Source organism: Sorangium sp. So ce185 (assembly GCF_051526825.1).
In the GTDB taxonomy this organism is placed as follows: domain Bacteria; phylum Myxococcota_A; class Polyangia; order Polyangiales; family Polyangiaceae; genus Sorangium; species Sorangium cellulosum_D.
In genome coordinates this window covers 11,397,754-11,412,361 of the sequence record NZ_CP150316.1, presented here as the reverse complement: position 1 = coordinate 11,412,361, position 14,608 = coordinate 11,397,754, and the positions used below count along the sequence as shown (strand labels likewise).

15 protein-coding genes are annotated in these 14,608 nt (G+C 73.5%); 8 read left to right on the top strand and 7 right to left on the bottom strand.

Annotated features, from left to right (window positions below; translation table 11 throughout):
- Nucleotides 1–10 precede the first annotated feature (10 nt).
- Nucleotides 11–175 carry a hypothetical protein gene (locus WMF26_RS42080; RefSeq protein ID WP_437997316.1) on the bottom strand — a complete coding sequence of 55 codons (165 nt, stop codon included), beginning with the start codon at nt 173–175 and terminating at the stop codon, nt 11–13.
- Nucleotides 176–673: 498 nt separating this feature from the next.
- On the opposite strand from WMF26_RS42080, the gene WMF26_RS42075 reads away from it, so the two are divergent.
- Both WMF26_RS42075 and WMF26_RS42070 read left to right on the top strand, forming a co-directional pair.
- Entirely contained in the window at nt 674–1,060 is a 387-nt protein-coding gene (locus tag WMF26_RS42075) for a hypothetical protein (protein WP_061624036.1), read from the top strand.
- A 178-nt stretch (nt 1,061–1,238) separates the two neighbouring features.
- A complete protein-coding gene (locus WMF26_RS42070) occupies nt 1,239–1,862 on the top strand; it encodes a hypothetical protein (RefSeq protein ID WP_437997315.1) in 624 nt (207 codons plus the stop codon).
- On the opposite strand, the gene WMF26_RS42065 is transcribed toward WMF26_RS42070, so the two are convergent.
- On the bottom strand, nt 1,837–3,063 hold the full coding sequence (locus WMF26_RS42065) for a multidrug effflux MFS transporter (RefSeq protein WP_437997314.1): 1,227 nt from the start codon (nt 3,061–3,063) through the stop codon (nt 1,837–1,839). The genes WMF26_RS42070 and WMF26_RS42065 overlap by 26 nt on opposite strands.
- 171 nt (nt 3,064–3,234) lie before the next feature.
- Nucleotides 3,235–4,863, bottom strand: a complete 1,629-nt coding sequence (locus WMF26_RS42060; RefSeq protein ID WP_437997313.1) for an N-acyl-D-amino-acid deacylase family protein — start codon at nt 4,861–4,863, stop codon at nt 3,235–3,237.
- 122 nt (nt 4,864–4,985) lie between these two features.
- Between WMF26_RS42060 and WMF26_RS42055 the strand changes: the two genes are divergently transcribed.
- Nucleotides 4,986–5,651 (top strand): alpha-ketoglutarate-dependent dioxygenase AlkB family protein, encoded by a 666-nt coding sequence (locus tag WMF26_RS42055; protein WP_437333735.1) that lies wholly within the window; start codon nt 4,986–4,988, stop codon nt 5,649–5,651.
- 65 nt (nt 5,652–5,716) lie between these two features.
- On the opposite strand, the gene WMF26_RS42050 is transcribed toward WMF26_RS42055, so the two are convergent.
- Nucleotides 5,717–6,691, bottom strand: a complete 975-nt coding sequence (locus WMF26_RS42050) for a hypothetical protein (protein ID WP_437997312.1) — start codon at nt 6,689–6,691, stop codon at nt 5,717–5,719.
- Nucleotides 6,688–7,590 carry an SPFH domain-containing protein gene (locus tag WMF26_RS42045; protein ID WP_437997311.1) on the bottom strand — a complete coding sequence of 301 codons (903 nt, stop codon included), beginning with the start codon at nt 7,588–7,590 and terminating at the stop codon, nt 6,688–6,690. The genes WMF26_RS42050 and WMF26_RS42045 overlap by 4 nt, the downstream gene beginning before the upstream one ends.
- Nucleotides 7,591–7,739: 149 nt before the next feature.
- Here WMF26_RS42045 and WMF26_RS42040 point away from each other — a divergent pair, with 149 nt between their 5' ends.
- A complete protein-coding gene (locus tag WMF26_RS42040; RefSeq protein WP_437997310.1) occupies nt 7,740–9,140 on the top strand; it encodes a serine/threonine protein kinase in 1,401 nt (466 codons plus the stop codon).
- Between the two features lie 34 nt (nt 9,141–9,174).
- On the opposite strand, the gene WMF26_RS42035 is transcribed toward WMF26_RS42040, so the two are convergent.
- Together WMF26_RS42035 and WMF26_RS42030 are read right to left on the bottom strand one after the other, a co-directional pair.
- The gene (locus WMF26_RS42035) at nt 9,175–9,897 is read right to left on the bottom strand and encodes a polyprenol monophosphomannose synthase (RefSeq protein ID WP_437997309.1); all 723 of its coding nucleotides are present in this window, start codon (nt 9,895–9,897) and stop codon (nt 9,175–9,177) included.
- 100 nt (nt 9,898–9,997) lie between these two features.
- Nucleotides 9,998–10,594: a hypothetical protein gene (locus WMF26_RS42030; protein ID WP_437997308.1), complete on the bottom strand. Its 597-nt coding sequence runs from the start codon at nt 10,592–10,594 to the stop codon at nt 9,998–10,000.
- Between the two features lie 242 nt (nt 10,595–10,836).
- Between WMF26_RS42030 and trxA the strand changes: the two genes are divergently transcribed.
- From trxA to tpiA, 4 genes are all read left to right on the top strand, one after another.
- Nucleotides 10,837–11,160, top strand: a complete 324-nt coding sequence (gene trxA / locus WMF26_RS42025; protein ID WP_061622051.1) for a thioredoxin — start codon at nt 10,837–10,839, stop codon at nt 11,158–11,160.
- A 262-nt stretch (nt 11,161–11,422) separates the two neighbouring features.
- On the top strand, nt 11,423–12,448 hold the full coding sequence (gene gap, locus WMF26_RS42020; protein ID WP_061622050.1) for a type I glyceraldehyde-3-phosphate dehydrogenase: 1,026 nt from the start codon (nt 11,423–11,425) through the stop codon (nt 12,446–12,448).
- Between the two features lie 4 nt (nt 12,449–12,452).
- Nucleotides 12,453–13,688: a phosphoglycerate kinase gene (locus WMF26_RS42015; RefSeq protein WP_061622049.1), complete on the top strand. Its 1,236-nt coding sequence runs from the start codon at nt 12,453–12,455 to the stop codon at nt 13,686–13,688.
- On the top strand, nt 13,685–14,527 hold the full coding sequence (gene tpiA / locus WMF26_RS42010; RefSeq protein WP_437333727.1) for a triose-phosphate isomerase: 843 nt from the start codon (nt 13,685–13,687) through the stop codon (nt 14,525–14,527). Before WMF26_RS42015 ends, tpiA begins: the two co-directional genes overlap by 4 nt.
- The last annotated feature ends 81 nt before the right edge of the window (nt 14,528–14,608 follow it).

Below are 14,608 nucleotides of genomic sequence, written 5' to 3'. Positions count from 1 at the left end.
GCTCGGCCCGTCACGCCGCCTTCGGCGCGTCGTACAGGTAGAAGGGCGTGTTGACGATCACGATGCCCTTCCCGCCGCGGAAGAGCAGGAGCCATTTGAGGATCGAGGAGGTGTGGTTGTGGAGCAGGTAATGGTACCAGTGTGACTCGACCACCTCGGGCACGACGACCGCCACCTGCCGATCCGGGTGGGCGCGGAAGACCCCGTCGTGCCGCGCCGCGGACGACCTGCGTGCTCTCCTCGTCGCCTGGTCGCCTGGCGCCGGCCGACCGCCAACGTCATCGACCGCCGCAACCTCGTTGAGAGCGTGAAAAGTAATATAAACTACGTGTGGCGAGGTGTGTTCCCTGGATCGCCGGACGCTCGCCTGGCCCCGCCCACATCGCCCTCGCGGACGGAGCCGCGCCGGGCTCCGTCCGCGTCCCGGTGTCCTCGTCGGAGCGCCGACGGCGCGTGAGCCCTTGAGGCGAGATCATTTGCCACGCCCGGCCAAGTTGCCCCATCGCCGGCGAGCGCCCGCGCACGCGCTCGCCCTTGCTGCTGGCGCAGGCGGCTCGAAGCGCCGTCGCTGCGCCGCCCGTTGCGCGATTCTCCAGACTGGTATGTGCTTCGCATAGAGCCGGGAGCTATCGCCATCTCAGAGGCTTGATCATTCAGGACGAGGTAGAGCGCTATGAGCACCATCGGTAACGACCAGTACACTTCGACCGGGTACAAGAACGGGATCTACGAGGGCGGCTCGCAGGAGGCCGGCTCGCAGGAGTCGAGCTCGCAGCAGGCGCAGGGCGGCGACGGCGGGATGAGCCTCGACATGCTGCTCAAGTTCGCCAAGGACGTGCAGAGCAAGGTCAAGGACGTCCCCTACATCGTTCCCATCGCGATCGGCGGAGCGGCGTTCGCGATCGGCGTGCTCGCGAGCTCGAAGATCCTGCGCCAGCTCACCCTCCTCGCCGGCGGCTACGTGGTCAAGTACGCGATCCAGAACGCCCCGAAGGATCAGATCGTCGACTTCGCGAAGAAGGTCGTGTCCGACTCGTTCCGGGCCTCGTCGAGGGCCTGATCCAGCGACCCACGGCGGTATGTGCAGGGTCGCTCGCCGGAGCGCGCAGCGCTCGGCGATGGCAGCCTGAACCGGCCCTGACCCAGCCTCCGCCGCGCCGACGGCGCACGCGCTCCCGTCTCCTCGCACGATGCGATGGGGGCGCGCGCGCCGCCTGCGCACGGGTCAGGAGGACGCCATGCATCTCCACGAGAGCTTCGAGGTCCGCTGGTTTCTGCCCGTCGACGACGCCCGAGTGCAGCGGCTCACGTCGTGGTTTTCGGGCGCGCCGTCGTCCGGGCCGCCGCGGACCGACCGCTACCTCCGCGTCGAGCGCGCCGATCTCGGGATCAAGATGCGCGGCGGGGCGGCGAGCCTGGAGACGAAGTTCCGGCGCTGCGCCTTCGGCCCGATCCACTTCTCGCCCACGATCCTGGGCGAGCTGGAGCGGTGGACCAAGCTGTCTCACCGGTCGACGGACGCCGATGACGGGGGGCGCGGGTGGACGACGCTCAGGAAGGAGCGCCGGGTGCGGGTGTTCGGGCTGGCGAGCGGCCGCGTCACCGAGGCGACGGGCGAGAGGATCCCCGGCGCCGGGTGCGCGGTGGAGCTGACCCGCGTCGACCTCGTGGACGGCAAGGGCACCGCCGCGCCGGCGGCGTGGACGCTCGGGCTCGAGGCGTTCGGCCCGGAGGAGAGCCTGCTCGAGGCGCTCTACGGCGTGGGCCGGGCGGTGTTCGCGGAGCAGCCCGACCTCAGGCTGGAGGCCGCGGACTCGAAGGGATATCCGGCGTGGCTCACCGAGAGATCGGCGGAGCGGTGAAGCGGTGCGCGGCCGACGCGGCGCTCGCGTCGAGCCGCCGGGCCGCCGCGCCCGCGAGCCATGAGGCCGCGCCGCAGGCGGCCATGACGGCCGCCATCGGCCGCATGGTGCCGTCGTTCAGGAGACCGACCAGCGACGAGGCGCAGGCCGCGATCGCGAACTGAACCGAGCCGAGCGCCGCGGAGGCGAGCCCCGCGCGCGCGGCTTGCCCGTCCATGGCCAGCGCCGTCGCGTTGGCGTTGATGAAGCCGAGGCTCGCCATGAACGCGAAGATCGAGCCGACGACGGCGGTGAGCCCGCCCCAGCGGCTGACCGCGACCGCGAGGAGGACCACGCCGATCGCCGTGGTCACGGCCGTCGCCCGCGCGAGCAGCCAGGCGGGCGACCTCCGCGCGAGCAGCCGGTGGTTCAGCTGAGAGGCGGCGATGAGGCCGAACGCGTTCGCGCCGAAGATCCAGCTGTAGTGCTGGGGCGACACGTGAAACAGCTCGATGAGCACGAACGGCGAGCCCGAGATGTACGCGAACAGGCCGGCCTGGCCGAAGGAGCCCGTCAGCGTGTACGCGACGAAGGCGTGATCCCGCCCGATGGCGCGCAGGTGCGCGCCGATCGCGCGGAGGTCGAGCCGCTCGGTCCGCGAGGCCGCCGTCTCGGGCAGCGCGGCGGCCATGAGCGCGAGGCAGCCGAGGCCGAGCGCCGCGAGCAGCGCGAAGATGACGCGCCAGCCGGCGACGAGGAGCATCCAGCTGCCGAGGGTCGGCGCGAGGATGGGAGCGGCCCCCATGACGAGCATGAGCAGCGAGAGCAGCCGCGCGGCGGCGGCCCCGCCGTAGAGATCGCGGACCACGGCCCGCGTCACGACCTGCCCCGCGGCGCCGCCCGCGGCCTGGAGGAAGCGGAGCGCGATGAGCGACTGCACGTTCGGCGCGAGCGCGCACCCGAGCGACGCGAGCACGTAGAGCGCGAGGCCGGCGTACAGGGGGCGCTTGCGGCCGAACCGATCGGTCAGCGGCCCGTAGGCGAGCTGCCCCAGCCCGAGCCCCGCGAAGTACGCGGCGAGCGTGAGCTGCACCGCGGAGGCGGTGGTGCCGAGCTCGCGCTGCAGCGTCGGCAGGCTCGGCAGGTACATGTCGATGGAGAGCGGGCCCAGCGCCATGAGCGCGCCGAGGATGAGGGCGAGGAAACCGGGGCTCCTTCGCATGACGGGCGAGCTCGGCATCGTTGGCAGACGAGCTATGTAGAACACACGGCGCCCCTCGGCCAGGAACGCCCAGCGGCCGTGGCGACGCGGGCGCCCGCGACGTGCCGGCTGCGCGGCGTCGCTCCGTTGAGCGCGCCCGGGGCGCACGGCCGTCGCGCCGCGACCGGCCCTCTACCTGCGCAGCACGCGCCCTTGCCGCGTCTTGCTCGTCAGCGCGCCGTCCTGCGCCACCACCTCGCCGGCGATCAGGACGGCTCGGATCCCCGACGGCGGCGCGTCCGCTCGCCGCGGCGTCGTGTTGTCCGCCACCGCGGCCGGATCGAAGACGACGAGATCCGCCCAGTGCCCGGGCGCGATGCGCCCCACGCCGCGGAGCCCGATCCGCTCGGCGGGCAGTGAGGTCATCCGGCGCACGGCCTCCTCGATCCGGAACAGTCCGAGGTCGCGGCTGTAGTGGCCGAGCACGCGCGGGAACGTGCCGAACGACGCCGGGTTGTGCCGGCCGCGCCGGGTGAGGATGGCGTCGGTCTCGAACGCGCAGAGCGGGTGCGAGAGCACGGTCCGGAGCGGCTCGTCCCGCGCACCCACGCCGGAGTACGTGTCCAGGAGGACGCGCGCCCGGCCGTCGCTCACGCGGGCGACGTGCACGTAGGCGTCGAACGCGCTCCTGCCGAGGCGCCCCGCGATCTCCTCGAAGTCGAGCCCCTCGAGCTCGGCGAGCTCGGGCGCCGCGCCCCAGAGCAGCCGGATGTCCGCGTACTCCAGCCCGAGGAGCAGCCGGAACATCGCGAACTCCCGCCGGAGCCTCCGGAGGACCGCCGGGTCGTTGATGCGGGCGCGAAAGCCGTCGAGCACCCACGCGGGGAAGAGGGCGTTCACCGTGGTGTTGCCGACCGTGTAGGGGAACGCGTCGAACGCGGCGTCGACCCCTCGGTCCACGGCCCGCTCGATCGCGCGGAGCACCCACGGCACCGTGGGCCACGTCCGACGGCCGATGAAGATCTGGTGCGAGAGCTGGATCTTCGCGCGGCCCTCCTCGGCCAGGCCGAGCAGCTCGCGGACGGAGCGGAGGTTGTGCGGCGGGCCGAGGAGCAGCGGCCTGTAGAACGGCGAGACCCACGTGTAGGCCCGGCCGTGGACCGTGAACACGGCGCCCTCGTCGGCCACGGTCCGGACCAGGCCGAGGAGCTCGTCCCTGCGCGCGAAGATCCCCGGCGTGTAGGCCAGCCCGGCCGAGAGCCCGAACGCGCCCTCGCGGAGCGACGCGCGCGCGAGGGCGCAGAGCGCCGCCATCTGCTCCGCGCTCGGGCGAGCGGCGCTGTTGCCCATGACCGCCTGACGGAGCGTGCCGTGGCCGACGAGGAGCGCCGCGTTGACGAGCAGCCCGCCGCCCTCGAGGGCGCTCAGGAGCTCGCCCATCGATCGCCACGGATAGGCGAGCGCTCCGTCCTTCAGGATCTCCGCGGAGCGCTCCACCAGCGGGATCGACGCGTCGGTGACCGGGGCAGGGGAGTGCCCGCAATTGCCCGCCACCACGGTCGTGATGCCCTGGGCGACCATCGGCGCGAGGACGCGCTCGTGATCCGGCAGCGGGAGGAGCCAGTCGACGTGCGAGTGGACGTCGATGAAGCCGGGGGCGACGGCGAGCCCGCCGGCGTCGAGCGTGCGCCCTCCGCGGAGCGCGCCCGGCCCGGCGATCGCCGCCAGCTTGCCGTGCTGGATCCCCAGGTCCGCCAGGTAGCGAGGCTGGCCGCTGCCGTCGAGGATCGTCCCCCGCGAAACGACGAGATCGAACTCCATCGGAAACCCCCTGTCGGTGAGGCGTCGCTCCGCCCGAACGAGCGCGCGTGCCCGGCGAGCGCCACGAGGCGCCCCATCGGCGCTGCCTGGCGCGCGCGCGGCGAGCGCGCTAGTCGGTCCTCGTGCGCACGCGGATCGAGCACCTCGTCGAGGGCGGCTGGTTCGCCCTCCTCGATCCGTGGCTCCCGCGCGCCGAGGCGGACGCGCTCTTCGAGGCGCTGCGGGCCGGCGTCGCGTGGCGGCAGGACAAGATCAAGCTCTTCGGCAGCGAGTTCCTCCAGCCGCGGCTGTCGGCGTGGTACGGCGACCCCGGCGCGATCTACACCTACTCGGGGCTGACGCTCTCGCCCGACCCGTGGTCGCCGCCGCTCGCCGAGCTCAAGGCGCGCGTGGAGTCGGCGTGCGCCGAGCTCCCCGTGGCCGAGCCGCCGCGCGCGTCGCGCGCGCCACGCCCAGCATTCAACAGCGTGCTCTTGAACTACTACCGCGGCGGCGACGACTCCATGGGCTTCCACGCCGACGCGGAGAAGGAGCTCGGGCAAAATCCGCTGATCGCCTCCGTGTCGCTCGGCGCGCCGCGCCGCTTCGTCATCAAGCCCGCCCGGAAATGGAAGGACGCTCCCGCGGTCGAGCTGGAGCTCGGCGGGGGGAGCCTCCTGGTGATGGGCGGGACCACCCAGCACCACCACCGCCACGGCGTGCCCAAGCAGCGCGGCGCGGGGCCGCGCATCAACCTGACGTTCCGGCGCATCCTCGGGCAGGGCCCGCGCGCCGGGGCGGGGGCGTAGCGCGGCAGCGCGCCGCCCTGGCGACGGCGCGCCGGGAGGCCGCGCGAGCCCCTCCCGCCGCGCGGTCAGGCGAGCTCGCCGCCGCCGAGGAGCAGCGCGGCCAGCTCCCCGGCCCGCTCCGGCGTCGCCGCGTCCTGGGCAGCGACCGTAATGGCGCGGATCTCCTCGGCTTTCCACCCGCCGTGGCCGCGCTCGCGCCCCGGGCTGGACGCGGCGATCCGGACGCGCAGCAGCTCCCCGGACGCCACGACGGCGAGCTCCACGCCCCCGCCGCCCGGCCCGCCGTCGTCGCGGGAGACGGGCACCACGACAGCGCCGCGCGCCTCGAGCGCCCGCGCGAGCCGGGCGCCCGGCGCTTCGGCCGGGCCGAGCGGCGTCGACCCGCCGAGCGGGGCGAGCGCCGTGGCGAGCTCGACGGACGCGACCGCCTCGGCCGCGCGCGTGCCGGCGCTGCGCACGGCGCGCTGCAGCCGCTCCGCGCGCTCGCCGTCGCGGTCGAGCACGGCGCGGTCCGCCGGGTCGAGCCGCACCACGCAGCGGACCAGCGCGACCCCGCCGCTGCTCGGGACCTGCGCCGCCTCGAGCCGCGCGCGGCGGAGCATCGCCGCGCCGCGCGCGTCGCCCGAGGCCTCGAGCAGCGCCGCCGCCCCGCCGAGGACCGCGTCGGGGGGCGGCCGCTCCGTCGCGGCCGGGAGCGCGGCCTCCCGGTAGACGTGGTTCCAGCCGCGCCCGACGCCGGGCAGGCGCAGGAGCGGCGTCAGATCGGCGAGCTCCGTCTCCGGGGTGCGCACCGCGCTCGCGAACGCGTCCTTCGCCGCCGCGAGGCGGGCCGCGTCCGCGGTGAGCGCCGCGAACGCGGGCGCGTCGACGGCGAGCGAGAGGCGCAGCGCGCTCACCTCGCGCGAGCCGATCGTCCACCGCTGGGGCGGCCCGGCGAGCGCGAGCTCGGCGCCGGCGACGAGGGCCGCGAGGCCGCGCTCGCCGCGCGCCTCGAGCAGCGCCACGGCCGCGGCCTTGAGCGCGGTCAGCGCCGGGATCACGCCCCGCCCATGCGCCCGCGCCGCGCCGTGCGCTGCTCCTCGAGCGCGGCGTCCGCCTCGAGGGCGGCCTCGGCCTCGCGCTGCGCCTCGGCGTCGACCGGGTGCTGCCCCTCGCGGACGCGCACCGGCTGCACCTCGGTCGCGGCCGCCTCCGCCATGGCCGCCGCGGCGTGCCGCACGTCGTCGTACGGCTTCGCCAGGTCGAAGATCACCTTGGTGTTGCCCTGGCTCAGGTTCGCCAGCGCCTCGAAGCGCCGGAGCTCCATCGCCCCGGGGGAGCGCGCGAGGATGCTCGCCGCCTCGGCGAAGTTCTTCGCGCTCTCCACGTCGGCCTCGCTCTTGATGATCACGTAGCGCCGATCGCGCTCGGCGATGGCCCCCTTCGCGAGCACCTCCTGCATCTGCGGCGGCAGCGCGATGTCCTGGAGGCCGATCATCTCCACGTGCAGCCCCCACGCCTCCGCGACCGCCTCGACCTGCGCGCGCACCTTGGCGGCGACCTCCTCGCGGTGGGCGAGCAGCTCGTCGAGCCGCGTCTCGCCCACCACGTCGCGCAGCACGACCTTGGCGCGGTCCTTCATCGCCGTCTCGTAGTTCTCGACGGCCAGCGTGGCCTTCTCCGGATCGACGACGCGGTAGTAGACGACCGCGTCGACCATCGTGGTCACGTTGTCGCGGGTGATCACCATCTGCCGGAGGAGATCGCGGTTCTTCATCCGCATGTCGATGCGCCGCAGCTCCTGGAGCCCCGGCAGGAACATCGTGACGCCCGGGGACACGCGGCCCGTCAGCTTGCCGAGCGTGAAGCGCAGCGCCGCCTCCCACTGGTTGATCTGCCGCAGCCCCGAGGCGAGGTAGGCGACCGTGAACGTCGCGAGCAGGGTGAGGATCAGGGTCATGGCCCGTCGACTCTAGCAGAGCGCTCCGCGGCGGCGGCGCGCTCCGGGTGCGGGCGGACGCCCGCGGTCGCGCGCGCGGGCGTCCGCGGTCGCGCCGGCACGGCTTCGCCCTGGTGCCGCTGCGCGGGCGGTGTACCCTCGCTCCCGCGATGAGCACCGAGCCGAGCCAGGCGTTGCGCGACGGGCGCTACGTGGTCACGCGCGCCCTGGGCGAAGGGGCTCAGGGGCACACGCTCGAGGCGGTCGACAAGCGGCTCGGCAAGCTCGTCGCGATCAAGCGGTTCCAGATCCGCGGCGCCTCGAGCTGGAAGGGCGTGGAGCTCGCCGAGCGCGAGGCGCGCGTGCTCGCCTCGCTCTCGCACCCGAGCCTGCCCGCCTACCTCGATCATTTCGAGGAGGACGGAGCGCTCTTCCTCGTGATGGAGAAGATCGACGGCGAGAGCCTCGGCGCGATGCGCCGTCGCCGCGCGGTGCTCGGGCGGGACGAGATCGTCCGGTTCCTGCGCGACGCCTCGGGCGTGCTCGACTACCTGCACGGCCGCGCGCCGCCGGTCATCCACCGCGACATCAAGCCGAACAACGTGATCCGCAGGCCCGACGGCTCCTTCGCGATCGTCGATTTCGGCGCGGTCCGCGATCGCCTGCGCCCCGAGGGCGGGAGCACCGTGGTCGGCACCTTCGGGTACATGGCGCCGGAGCAGTTCCAGGGCCGCGCGCTGCCCGCGTCGGACGTCTACGCCGTCGGCGCGACCGCGCTCTGCCTGCTCACCGGCGAGGAGCCGGAGAACCTGCCGCACCGGGGGCTCGCGATCGACGTGGTCGCGGCGCTCGGCGGCCGCGCGGACCCCGGCCTCGTCCGGGCCCTCTCCGCGATGCTGGAGCCCGATCCGGAGCGCCGCGCCGCGCGCATCGCGCCGCTGCTCGCGGCGCTCGACGCGGGCGGCGGCGCCCCGGAGCGGCCGCGCGCCGGGCGCCCCTCGGAGCGCGACGCGCGCACGGCGTACCGCGACGCGCGCAAGGCGGAGCGCGAGGCGCGGAAGGCCTACCGCGACGCGCGCAAGGCGGAGCGGCGCGCCCGCAAGGAGGACCGGCGCGCGCGCGAGCACGACGAGGCAGCGGCGCCGTGGCGCGGCCTCGACGGCCTGCCGCTCGCGGGCGCGCTGTTCGGCCTCACGGTCGCGCGCATCGCGGTCGGCCTCGCGCTCGGGGTGGTCGTGCCGACGGTGCTGACGCTGCTGTCGCTGGTGTTCGGCCGGGTGCTGCGCGAGCAGGCGGCGCCGAGCGTGCGCCGGGCCGGCCGCGTCGCCGAGCTCGCGCTGCGCCGCGCCACCCGCGCCGTCCGCGGGCGCCCCGCGCCGGACGGCGCCGCCCAGCGCGATCAGGGCGCGGCGGCGCGCGTGCGCGTCGAGGACCAGGAGGCCCCCGGGCGCTCGCGCATCCATGACGCCGACGCCGACGAGGCGCTGGACGAGGAGCTCGACGCGCCGGAGGCCGACGGGCGGACCCGGTCGGCCGCCGCGTCGAGGCCGTCGAGGACGGGCGGCGGTTGACGGCGGGTCGAGCGCGCTCCTGCGGGCGCGGGGGTCAGATGCGCCCGCGCGCGGCGTCGAGCTTCAGGCGGAAGACCTCGACGATCGCCTCGGCGAAGATCCTCCGGCTCATCTTCGAGTGCCCGGCGCGGCGGTCGACGAACACGATCGGCACCTCGACGACGCGGAGCCCTTTGCGGAGCGCCCGGTAGGTCGTCTCGATCTGGAAGGCGTAGCCGTTCGAGCGCACGCTGCCGAGATCGAGCGCGAGGAGCGCGCGCCGCGTGAACGCCTTGTAGCCGGTCGTCATGTCGCGGACGCCGACGCCCAGGATGGTGCGCGCGTAGAGCGAGCCGCCCTTCGAGAGCACGTGCCGCCCGAGGCCCCAGCCCTCGACGCCGCCCCCCGGCATGTTGCGCGAGCCGAGGACCACGTCCGCGCCCCCGGCGATCGCGTCGAGGAAGGCGGGCAGGTGTCCCGGGTCGTGCGAGAGGTCCGCGTCCATCTCGAGCGCGACGTCGTAGCCGCCGTCGAGCGCGCGCTGGAACCCCTCCAGGTAGGCCGTGCCGAGCCCGAGCTTGGCCGGTCGGTGGAGCACGCGGACGCGCCCGTCGCGCGCGGCGAGCGCATCGCCGAGGGCGCCCGTCCCGTCGGGCGACGCGTCGTCGACGACGAGCACGTGCGCGTCCGGGACCGTCGCGAGGACGGAGCTCACGAACTCGGCGAGGTTGTCTCGCTCGTTGTACGTCGGCGTGATGACGAGGATTCGGGGGGCCATCCTGGCTCGGCGCTGCGCGAGCGGGCGCTCGTGCGGCGAATCGTGCGTCGACTCGTGCGTCGAATCGTGCGCGTCGTGCTGCGCGGGCGTCCGCCCGCGCTCAGGCCTCCGGTTCGTCGGCCGGCACCGGCACCGGCGCGATCGAGAGCACCGCCGGCGCGTAGACCGCGACCGCGATCGCCTCGTCGGGCGCGCGCGCCTGGCCGTCCGCGAGGCGGTGGAGGATGTACGGCCGCGTCAGCTGCTGATGCTTCGCGGGGAAACGCGTACCGAGCAGGTAGCCGTAGAGGCGCTTCAGATCGCCGAGGCCGCGCGGCGTGGTCGCGGCGAGGTGCATGCCGCCGTCGATGCGCATGACCGTCACGTCGCCCTCCCGCCTGGCCGCGCCTCGGATCGGGAGCACGGCCTCGTAGCCCCACCGCGCCGGCGGATCGTTCTCGGGATCGCCCCTCAGGCCGAACAGCGGGTCCTCGGCGATCGTGAGCTTCTGCCGCGCGGCCACCGCGGTCAGCCGCGCGAAGGCGGCGCGGAGCGCGGGGAGCGTGAGGGCGCGCTCGAGCGGCACGACGAGCGCCCGGGCCGTCTGTCGCCACGTCTCCTCGACGTCGTAGCCGCCCGTCGTCGCCGCGGCCGCCGCGGGAGCGCCGCGGCCTCGCGGGCGGCCGAGGTGCTTCGGGGGAGGTTCGTCCGACGCCATCCGGGTCGGTCGATCTACCAAACCGGCGGCGCGAGCGGAAGGTTTCGCCGGGCGCGCGCCCGGCGCCGTGCCGGTTGGCGGTTGCCGGAGACGTGCGCGCCAGTTACTTTCCTTGCCCGACAGGGCGTCCGCTCTGCATCGGGCCGACCGGCTGGAGCAGCCTCGGTCAACTCGTGGGGTCGCACCCTCCGCACAGGGGTGCGGCCCGGAACCTGAACAGCGCGGCACCGACGGAGACAAACATGGCGAGCCAGAACGTCCACACCCTCACCGACCAGAATTTCGAGGCCGAAGTCCTGAAATCCCCCGTCCCCGTTCTCGTGGATTTCACGGCCACCTGGTGCGGGCCCTGCAAGGCGCTCGCCCCGATCGTCGACAAGATCGCGGACGAGTTCCAGGGCAAGGTGAAGGTCGCCAAGCTCGACATCGACGGCGCTCCGGAGACGACCCGAAAGTACGGCGTGCGGAGCGTTCCGACGGTGATGGTGTTCCAGGGCGGCGAGAAGACGGGGCAGCAGGTCGGCCTCACGACCCGCGAGAAGCTCATCCAGCTCCTCGGCGTCTGAGCCGAGCGCTCCCCGCCTGGAGGCCTGCGCGACGAAGCCTCGCCAGCGCGCCGACCGAAGCGCCGACCGAAACACCCGCCCGACCGAACGCCCGCACGCCCGCCCGAACGCCTCGCCCGACCAGCCGGCCCCGGCGCGCACCTGCCGCTGCGCCGCGGCGAGAGGCCGCTTCATCGCCTGCGTCGCGCGCGCTGAGGCTTTGCTTGACCGTCGCGCGCGAGGTGACTACGTATCGCGCCGGCCACTTTCCCAGGAGTTCGTGATGGCGACGAAGATCGCAATTAACGGTTTTGGGCGCATCGGACGCTGCATTGTCCGCGCGCTCTACGAGCGCGGCGTGAAGGATATCGAGCTGGTCGCCATCAACGACCTGACGGATCCGAAGACCCTCGCCCACCTCTTCCAGTACGACTCGATCCACCGCGAGTTCAAGGCGGCGAAGGTCGGCGCCGGCGACAAGTACATCAGCATCGGCGACCAGAAGATCGAGGTCCTCGCGCTGAAGGACCCGGCCGAGCTGCCGTGGAAGAACCTCGGCGTGGACATCGTGCTCGAGTGCACGGGCCTCTTCACGGACAAGGCGAAGGCCGCCGGCCACATCAACGCGGGCGCCAAGCGCGTGATCATCAGCGCGCCGGCCAAGGGTCACGACCTCACGGTCGTCATGGGCGTGAACGACGAGCTCTACGACGCGCAGAAGCACACGGTCATCTCGTGCGGCTCCTGCACGACGAACTGCCTCGCCCCCATCGCCAAGGTGATGCTCGACAACTTCGGCATCGTCCGCGGCCTGATGACGACGGTGCACTCGTACACGAACGACCAGCACCTGCTCGACATCCCGCACCGGAAGGGCGACCTGCGCCGCGCGCGCGCCGCCGCGGTCAACATGATCCCCTCGAGCACCGGCGCCGCGAAGGCGCTCTCCGAGGTCATCCCGGCGCTCAAGGGCAAGTTCGACGGGCTCGCGATCCGCGTCCCCACGGTCGACGTCTCGCTCGTGGACCTCACCCTCGAGACCGAGAAGCCGATCACGAAGGACAGCATCCACGCCGCGATGAAGCAGGCCGCGGAGCAGGGTCCGATGAAGGACGTCCTCAACTACACCGACCGGGAGCTCGTCTCGGGCGACTTCATCGGCTCGCCGGCGTCCAGCACGTTCGACGCCACCATGACGTCGGTCCTCGGCGACCGGTTCGCGAAGATCTTCTCGTGGTACGACAACGAGTGGGGCTTCTCGAACCGCATGATCGACCTCGCGCAGCTCGTGGCGAAGAAGGGCGTGTAGCGCCGTGAAGCTCACCGGAATCCGCTCTGTCGAGGACCTCGCCGCGGCTGGCGACGCCGGCGGCCTCAGCGGCAAGCGCGTCTTCATCCGCGTCGACTTCAACGTCCCGCTCGACAAGAAGACGGGCAAGATCACGGACGACTCGCGCATCCGCGAGGCGATCCCGACGATCAAGCTCGTCATGGAGGCGGGCGCGAAGGTGATCCTCGCGTCGCACCTCGGCCGCCCGAAGCCGGGCAAGACCGAGGGGCTCTCCCTGGAGCCGTGCGGTGGGCGGCTCAGTGAGCTCACCGGCTACGAGGTCCATCTGCCCGACGACTGCGTCGGCGACTCGCCCAAGAAGGTCATCTACGACCTGCGCGCGGGCCAGATCTGTCTCCTGGAGAACCTCCGCTTCCACGAGGAGGAGGAGAAGGACGACGAGGCCTTCGCGCGCCAGCTCGCCGAGCTCTGTGACGTCTACGTCGACGACGCCTTCGGCGCCGTGCACCGCGCCCACGCGTCGGTGCACGCGCTGCCGCGCCTCGTGCGCGAGCGCGCCGCCGGCCTGCTCCTCCTGAAGGAGCTCAAGGCGCTCACCCGGCTCACCGATCGCCCGGAGAAGCCGTACGTCGCCGTCCTCGGCGGCGCCAAGGTCTCCGACAAGATCGACGTCGTCGAGGCGCTCCTCAACGTGGTCGACACCCTGTGCATCGGCGGCGCGATGGCGAACACCTTCCTCGCCGCGCAGGGCAAGAACGTGCAGAAGAGCCGGATCGAGGAGGACAAGCTCCCGCTCGCGCGCACGATCATGAGCAAGGCGCGCGATCGGGGCATCCAGCTCCTGCTCCCCGTCGACGCCGTGGTCGCCTCGGGCATCGACGCGACGCAGGGCGAGGCCGCGTCGGTCGACGCGATCCCCGAGGGCACGATGGCGCTCGACATCGGCCCGCGCTCTGTCGATCTGTTCGGCAAGGCGATCGAGAAGGCGAAGACGGTGTTCTGGAACGGCCCGATGGGCCTCTTCGAGACGCCCGCCTTCTCCAGGGGCACGTTCGACGTCGCGCGCATCATGAGCGGCGCGTCCGGCTTCACGGTGGTCGGCGGCGGCGACAGCGCGGCGGCGGTCAAGCAGGCCGGCGAGCAGATCGCCAAGGGCTTCGATCACATCTCGACCGGCGGCGGCGCTTCTCTCGAGCTCATCGAGGGCAAGCGGCTGCCGGGCGTCGAGGCGCTCCGGTCGGCCGAGGTGAGCGAGTGAAGCCCGTGAACGACGGGGGCGCGCCCGAAGCCACGGGCGCCGCCCCGCGGGCGGGCTCGCGTCGTCCGCTCATCGCCGGCAACTGGAAGATGAACGCCGGCGGGCAGGACGCCTGCCCGCTGGCGGCGGCCGTCGCCAAGGCGACCCGCGAGCTCACCCGGGCCGAGGTGGTGGTCGCGCCGCCGTTCACCGCGATCGCCGCCGTGGCGCACGAGCTCGCGGAGGCGAAGAGCGAGGTCGGCATCGCCGCGCAGAACATGAGCGCCGAGGTCTCCGGGGCGTTCACCGGCGAGATCTCCTCGGGCATGCTCAAGGACGCGGGCGCGACCTGGGTCATCCTCGGCCACAGCGAGCGGCGGCAGCTGTTCGCGGAGACCGACGAGGCGGTGGCCCGGAAGGTCGCCTCGGCGATCGCGGCCGAGCTGCGCCCCATCGTCTGCGTCGGCGAGACGCTCGAGCAGCGCGAGGCGGGCGACACGCTCGCCGTGGTCGAGCGCCAGGTACGCGCCTTCCTCGACGAGCTCGCCAAGCAGCCCGGCTTCGGCGTCATCGCCTACGAGCCGGTCTGGGCGATCGGGACGGGCAAGGTCGCGCGCGCCGAGGACGCCCAGGAGGTGCACGCGTTCATCCGCGGCCTGCTCGCGAAGGCCTCGGAGGACCTCGCCGGCGTCACGCGCATCCTCTACGGCGGCAGCGTGAAGGCCGACAACGCCGAGGGGCTGCTCGCCCAGGACGACATCGACGGCGCCCTGGTCGGCGGGGCCTCGCTCGACGCCGCCGGCTTCGCCAAGATCGTCGACGCCGCGCACCGACTGGCGGAGCGCGCCGAACAGGGGTAGATCGGCGGGCCACCCCCGCCTCGCGGCGGGGCGCCGGCCTGCCCTCTCGGCTACCTCGCACCCCTCTCGCACGTTTGCCCC